Source organism: Litchfieldella rifensis, from assembly GCF_042646605.1.
Lineage (GTDB): Bacteria > Pseudomonadota > Gammaproteobacteria > Pseudomonadales > Halomonadaceae > Litchfieldella > Litchfieldella rifensis.
Genome location: NZ_JBHRUG010000031.1, coordinates 536,473 through 543,240, shown reverse-complemented (window position 1 = coordinate 543,240; position 6,768 = coordinate 536,473). Strand labels below are relative to the sequence as shown.

Below are 6,768 nucleotides of genomic sequence, written 5' to 3'. Positions count from 1 at the left end.
CCAATCACGATGTTGAAACCATCGACTGGAGAGCCGTGTGCGGGAGAACCGCATGCACGGTTCGGAGGGCGGGGAGGCTATGCCTTCCCGACCCCTATCAGGAAGAGGGCGACCGCTTGCCGCGTAGGCGCGCCCGTGGTCGCGATGGGAGATGTCAGCCAAGCCGGCCCCGTGGCACAAACGCCAGGGTAGGAGCGACCGTGGTCGCGATCCGGCCGTCAGGCCGGCTGAGTGTCCAACGGCACCACCACATGATGATGCCCTGGAATGTCGGGTTACACTACCATTGCCATTGATGGCGGAAAGGAAATCACGACATGGATACATCGCTGCCTCCCCATGCCCATACCCTGAGAAAAGGGCGCTTCTCCCAATCGTTTCGTTCTTATCTCGTCACGACTTGCACACGTGATCGCTTGCCGATCTTCCACGATTGGCTACTTGGCAGGTTGATCGTCAATGAAATGCGTGCCTTACATGAGTTGGGATGGCTCGATTCCCAGTCGTTTGTCGTCATGCCCGACCATATTCACTGGCTATTCAGTCTGGGGGATCTGGCTTCCCTGAGTATGGTGATGCGACGGTTCAAGGGGCGATCATCCATGATGGTGAATCGCGTCCTGGGGGGCGAAGGAAGTATCTGGCAACGGGGCTACCATGATCGGGCCATCAGGCACGAAGAGGACATTCGCGCGGTGGCGCGTTATATCGTTGCCAATCCCTTGCGGGCTGGGTTGGTGGACGATATCGGTGATTATCCGTTGTGGGATGCCAAGTGGTTGTGATAGCCAAGAGGGTAAGATCGCCAGCAGCATCGCTCCCGCGGGCATAACTATGTGCTAGCTTGCCATATCATTCTGAACCCAACCGGCCTCGCGGCCGGTTCGCGCCCACGGGCGCTCCTACACTTGTCTGGCCACCTTGCGACCTTTTCCCGAGCTTTGCCGGCCGGTGGCATCTGTCTCAGGTGTCGTACCAGTTGTTACCCAGTTCAGTGAATGAAACAAAGCTAATGTAGGAGCGCTCCAATACGAACTCGTAGTTGCTGCCGGCCGGGCCAAGCGTGGCGAAGATCATGGCGGTGTCCTGTGAGGGGATGGCGTTATCCTACCAACGCTCTGCCCGCCGACATTGCTTATGAATATGCCGGCGCTGCTGCTGCAGGCGCACCCAGCCATTATCTCTTAGGCCTGCTTGTTGCAGGACTTCCCTCAAGGAGAACGAGTCGCCAAGCTCGGCGAGCGTGGCGGCCATTTCCTGGATCTGGCGCTTGACGAACGGGTAGCTGAAGCGGCATTCCCGGGCGAAGGCTTGCCAGTCCCGCGGTAATAGTTGCCTCGAGTTGAACTGCTCACCCACCGAGAAGGCCAGTTCGGGGTTGTAGCCGAGCACGATGGTGCCGACCAGGTCGTACGCCGGGGCGATCTGCCACCGGCCACGGGCATCCTGCAGCAGCGAGACGTTCTTGGCATGGCCGTCGCTGTTGCCGACCAGGACGTTGAAGATCTGCCAGCGAAGCAGGTGCTGGATAGAGGCCGCCGAGGGCCTGCAGGCCTCGCGTACCGTTTGCACGGCTTGTCCAAAGCGCGGTCCATTGAAGGCCTGGTACTTCTGGGTGCGCGACAGCCCCATCGCCTGGCACAGGTCTTCCTGATGCAAGCGCTCGATATGGTGTGTGCCGATGCCATGACGATCGTAACGTTCGACGACCAGGTAGGGATGACGGCCGGCATAATGCATCTCGGTAGGTGGGCAGGCCAGCCCGGCCAATCGTGCCAGGGTATTCAGGTACAGTTCATTGAGGATGACCTGTTCGCGCCCCTCGACGGCGAACTTCAGGATATGCGAGGAAGGCGCGACCCCTGAGGGCAGGTAGAGTGTGCCATCCCACACGAGTACGGGGATCTTGTCCTGGGCACCGGCCAAGGATAGGCGAGGGCGCTTGGCAGGGTCGTCGTCGGTCATCAGGGCATAGCGCTCGCGGAAGGCGGCCCACTGACCGAGCCGGTCGAGCTCGAGGGCTCGATAGTCGCCCTGGCCGTGCGATGACCGCCCCTCGGATGGTTGCCCGCGTGGCAACGGGGCCTGCCCAGGGGGCAGGATCGTCAGGGCACCGGCGCAGTCGCCGCCGATGGCGGCCAGCAACGAGAAGTCGTCGTCGGGGATGCCTAGCCGCTTGATCAGGGCCTCACGTGCCTGTTCTTCCGGCAGCAGGTTGCCAAACCAGCGATGGGCACGTTGGTCTTCCGGCAGCCAGGTCTTCCGGCTCAATGGCAGGCTATGCGAAATGGCCAGCCCCGTCGCTTGCCAGGCGTCGTCGTACTCGAACCCCATCAGTCGTTCATCGTCACCGCGCCATAGGGTGCCGACGCGCTGCGCGTCGCGCCAGACATGCAGCTCTTGCTGTCGCGTCACGACGGGGTCTCCTCGGTGGGATAGGCGACGAGGTCGATACCCAGTGCCTCGAGCACCATCATGATGCGCCCGAAGCCGCAGGATTCGCGGCCATTCTCCAGTTCGCTCAGGAAGCGAATGCTCAGCCCACACAGGCCGGCCAGGGTTTCCAGGTTCAACCCCTGGTGCTTGCGCGTGCGACGAATCAGTTGGCCGAGCGTCTCGGCATCGCGGATAGGGACCGCGTTGGGTGCTGTCATATCGCTTCCCGACTAGTTTTTTTCCTGATCGGGATAATAATGCATGATGGGTTGGAGGATATACAAGAAATTTCCCGATCGGGATAGTTTGGGGTGTGAGGTAGTTATGCTGGCAGAATTATCCCTATAGGGATAATTGCTCACCTCTGCCTTGGTGGCGATAACCGCCATGTGCATGGATGGAGATTTTCGTAGGAGTGGCTCAGCCCGGGCGGCGTTCCGACGATCCGGGCTGAGCCACTCCTACTCGGGCGATAGTGCCAACATCCGCTGAAGGCGGCCATGGCCACTCCTACCACTGCTGCAGTGGCTTCTATCAGGGCGCTTGTTTCCTTAACCAAGTACCTTGTGGCGGTTGAGCAGGTGCTTGGGGTCGAGCGCCTGCTTGAGGGTGCGCATCAGGGCGATTTCCTGGGGCGTGCGGGAGAGTCCGAGGTAGTCGCGCTTCTCCAGGCCGATGCCATGCTCGGCCGAGACCGATCCGCCCAGCGGGGCCAGCGGCGCGTAGACCAGTTGTTCGACCGCCTGGCGCATATCGGTATCGTTGCTGCCGATGCCGATGGAAATATGCAGGTTGCCGTCGCCCAGATGGCCGAAGACCACCATCCGTCCATGCGGCCATCTTTCGGCGAGACCGGCTTGCAGGGTGTCGACGTAGTCCTGCATGTCGGGTATCGGCAGGCTGACATCGAAGGTAAACAGCGGCGAGAGGCTTTCGATCAGCCCGTCGACGTCTTCGCGAATCGCCCAGATGGCCTGGCGTTGGGCGCTCGACTGGGCCAGCACGGCGTCGCTGATCAGTCCCTGCTCGGAGGCGGCTTCCAATGCCTGATTGAACCGGCTTGCGTCCTGTTCCGCATCGGTTCCCTGGGATTCGACGATCACGTAGTAGGGATGCTCGGCGGGCAGTGGCGGCGAGTGTCGGCCGCTGTCCACGGTCAGCAGGCGGTAGTGGGATTGCCACATGACCTCGAAGGCGCTGAGCTGGCCGCCGAGCCGTTGCCGCATCAGGCCCAGCAGATGGGTGAGGGCCGCGAAGGAGGGAGTGGCGACCAGTGCCGTCTGTTCGCTGGTCATGCGCGGCTGCAGTTTGAGGACGGCGCGAGTGACGATGCCCAGTGTGCCCTCGCTGCCGATGAACAGTTGCTTGAGGTCGTAGCCGGCATTGTTCTTGAGCATGTGGTTGAGCGAGCTGATGACGCTGCCGTCGGCGAGGACGGCTTCCAGCCCGAGCACTTGCTGGCGCATCATGCCGTAGCGAATCACGCGGTTGCCGCCGGCATTGGTGGCGATATTGCCGCCGATGGTGCAGGAGCCGCGGGCCCCCAGGTCCAGCGGGAATTGCAGATCTGCGGCTGCGGCCGCTTCCTGGACCCGCTGCAGCGGCACGCCGGCCTGTACCGTCATGGTGGCTCCCACGTGGTCGATATCTTCGATGGCGGTCATGCGTTCCAGGGAAATGACCAGTTCGTCGGGAGCGGCCCGGCCACCATGGACCAGGCCGGTCAGGCCGCCATGGGTCACTACCGGCTGTGCGGCGTCATGGCAGAGCGTCATGATGGCGGCGAGCTGCTCGGTATCGGCCGGGCGCACGATGGCCCCGGCCCGGCAGCGTTCACCGCTGAGCCAGTCGACGCTGCGTTGGGTGACGTCGTCACCGGTGAGCAGCCCGGAGGGGCCGACTACCTGCTTGATGTCGTTCAACAACGTTTGCATGCATGTTCCTTTACTCAAAAACATCTATGCCATGGCCGCTTCGTCGGCGTTTTATCTATTGGATCGCTGGGCCCGGGATGTCGAAAGGCAATGGTTTTGAACATAGCAGTGGTCCTTCAAGCTGTCGACAGTCGATAGTCGACAGAAAAAAGGATTGCGCCATACTGTGGGTATCAGGAGCTTCGCGACGATCAGGACAACCACCATGCATGCCAAGCACGCCGACGGCTTCCCGAGTCTCAAACAGATGAACCTTGTCGACCAGGTGGCCGATTTCCTGACCGAAGCGATCATCGCCAGGCGCTTCCAGCCCGGGGAGCGGCTTTCCGAGGTGCAGTTGTCGCGCAACCTGGACATCAGCCGCGCCCCGGTCAGGGAGGCGGCCCGCTTGCTCGAGAGCCGGGGATTGCTGGTGTCGCGGCCGCGCAAGGGGTTCTTCGTGCGCGAACTGGACAGCGACGATCTGGCGGATGTATTCGATCTACGGCTGTGCTACGAACGCCACGCCTTTCAACTGCTGGTGGCGCGGTTTACGCCCGAGATGCATGACATCCTGTACCGGCAGGTGGAAGTCATGTGCGATGTGGCAAAAGAGGGCGACGAGGGGCGCAAGATCGAGGAGGACCTGCGCTTTCATCGCTTGGTTTTCGAGTTGGCCGGCAATCGTCGCCTACTCAAGGCCTTCAATGACTTGTCCCATGAACTGCGGTTGTGCATGGCGTTGATCGAGCGCACCCACGCCGATCCCGGCAGTATCGCCACCAACCACTGGGCATTGGTGGAGGCCCTGGAAAGCGGTGATGCCGCCCGCTGCCGGGATGCCGTCGACTATCACATCGGTGTGGCCCGGGACTATGTGATTCAAGGAGTGAGCCCGTCGCCTGGGGAGAGGTGAGTGTTTCAAGGAGAATCCGGATGTTGAGCGATAGCGAAAAACGTGTCCTCGAACGGTGCGATAGCTTGTTCGACAAGACCCTGGAGATGACGCGGGATCTGGTCGGACAATACAGCGTGCTCGGCAACGAGCATGGCGCGCTGGAGACCATGGCGTCCTGGCTTCGGCGGCTGGGGCTTCCGGTGGAGCAGGTGCCGATGGACGATCCGGACCTGTCTCGCAACCCTCATCATGTCGCGGTCGAGTGGTCCAATCAGGGCCGCTACAATCTGGTTTCTCGTCTGAATCCCGACGCCCGGCGTCCGCATCTGGTATTGAACGGGCATCTCGATGTCGTCCCTGCCGAGCCGACCGACATGTGGACACGCCCTCCCTGGGAGCCGTGGGAGCGGGATGGTTGGCTATATGGCCGAGGGGTCGGGGATATGAAGGCGGGAATCGCCGCGACGGTGATGGCCGTTCATGCGGTTCGAGAGGCGGGCCCATCCATCGATTTTCCGCTGACCCTGCAGACGGTGATCGAAGAGGAGTGTACGGGTAATGGCGCTTTGGCCTGCGTCAATCGCGGCCATGCCGGCGACTTCGTATTGATTCCGGAGCCCTTCGGGGCGCAGATTTATGCGGGACAGATCGGCGTGCTGCGCTTTCGAGTCCGTGTCTATGGCGAGCCGGCCCATGTGCTGGATACCACGGCCGGGAGCAATGCGATCGAATACCTCCAGCAGCTGATTCCCGGGCTCAAGGCACTGGAAGCGGAACTCAATGAGTCACCTCGAACGCCGCCCTACGATGCGCTGGAGCATCCCTTCAACCTGAATATCGGGCGTATCGAAGGCGGCAACTGGGCCTCCAGCGTGCCCGCCCATGCCATTCTCGAGGGGCGAATCGGTTTTCCGTTCGACATGCCGCCGGAGACGGCGATGGAGAAGATGCGCGAGTGCGTGGCGAATTCCCATGCCGAGTTGGGAGGGCAGGTCGAGCCGCCCCAGGTCGATTTCCACGGTTTCCGCTCACGGGGGCATCTGGTCGACCTCGACAGCCGAGGCGTGCGCCTGTTGACGCAGTGTCACCGGTCGCTTACCGGTGAAGAGCCCGAGCACTACCTCTCGACCTGCACCACCGACCTGCATGCCTTCCATGTCGGCGCCGGTGTCGCCGGCACTTGCTATGGCCCGGTCGCGGAGCGCATCCACGGCGTGGACGAGTGCGTCGATATCGAGTCGATCCGCCACGTGCTGAAGGCCTACGCGCTGTTCCTCTGCCGTTGGGGGAGCCAGTAAGCCGGCCGTAGGCCGGATCGCGGCTAAAGCCACTCCTACCTTTGCCGCGGCGCCAATATCCGCCACTGCATATAAGGCGGGTTTCGCAGGAGCGGAGGTATCCGTGATTCCTGCTGGCCATGTGCCATCGCGGCTTCAGCCCGGGCGGCGTTCCGACGATGGAAGGCACCACGAAGACTTGGCGCCCATAAGTTACGCCCACTCCTGGCGCCTTTTCGCCGCT

The 6,768-nt window shown here is 62.0% G+C and carries 6 protein-coding genes; 3 read left to right on the top strand and 3 right to left on the bottom strand.

Going from position 1 to position 6,768, the window contains the following annotated elements; all coding sequences use genetic code 11:
* Positions 1-317 precede the first annotated feature (317 nt).
* Entirely contained in the window at positions 318-785 is a 468-nt protein-coding gene (locus ACFOEV_RS18260; RefSeq protein ID WP_386776315.1) for an REP-associated tyrosine transposase, read from the top strand.
* 322 nt (positions 786-1,107) lie between these two features.
* On the opposite strand, the gene ACFOEV_RS18255 is transcribed toward ACFOEV_RS18260, so the two are convergent.
* From ACFOEV_RS18255 to ACFOEV_RS18245, 3 genes are all read right to left on the bottom strand, one after another.
* Positions 1,108-2,415 carry a type II toxin-antitoxin system HipA family toxin gene (locus ACFOEV_RS18255; RefSeq protein ID WP_386776314.1) on the bottom strand — a complete coding sequence of 436 codons (1,308 nt, stop codon included), beginning with the start codon at positions 2,413-2,415 and terminating at the stop codon, positions 1,108-1,110.
* Complete coding sequence (locus ACFOEV_RS18250) at positions 2,412-2,654, bottom strand: helix-turn-helix domain-containing protein (RefSeq protein ID WP_386776313.1); 243 nt, start codon at positions 2,652-2,654, stop codon at positions 2,412-2,414. The genes ACFOEV_RS18255 and ACFOEV_RS18250 overlap by 4 nt, the downstream gene beginning before the upstream one ends.
* Positions 2,655-2,987: 333 nt before the next feature.
* Entirely contained in the window at positions 2,988-4,370 is a 1,383-nt protein-coding gene (locus tag ACFOEV_RS18245; RefSeq protein ID WP_386776312.1) for an FAD-binding oxidoreductase, read from the bottom strand.
* 205 nt (positions 4,371-4,575) lie between these two features.
* Here ACFOEV_RS18245 and ACFOEV_RS18240 point away from each other — a divergent pair, with 205 nt between their 5' ends.
* Together ACFOEV_RS18240 and ACFOEV_RS18235 are read left to right on the top strand one after the other, a co-directional pair.
* Entirely contained in the window at positions 4,576-5,265 is a 690-nt protein-coding gene (locus tag ACFOEV_RS18240) for a GntR family transcriptional regulator (protein WP_386776311.1), read from the top strand.
* Between the two features lie 20 nt (positions 5,266-5,285).
* Positions 5,286-6,545: an ArgE/DapE family deacylase gene (locus ACFOEV_RS18235; protein WP_386776310.1), complete on the top strand. Its 1,260-nt coding sequence runs from the start codon at positions 5,286-5,288 to the stop codon at positions 6,543-6,545.
* Positions 6,546-6,768 lie beyond the last annotated feature (223 nt).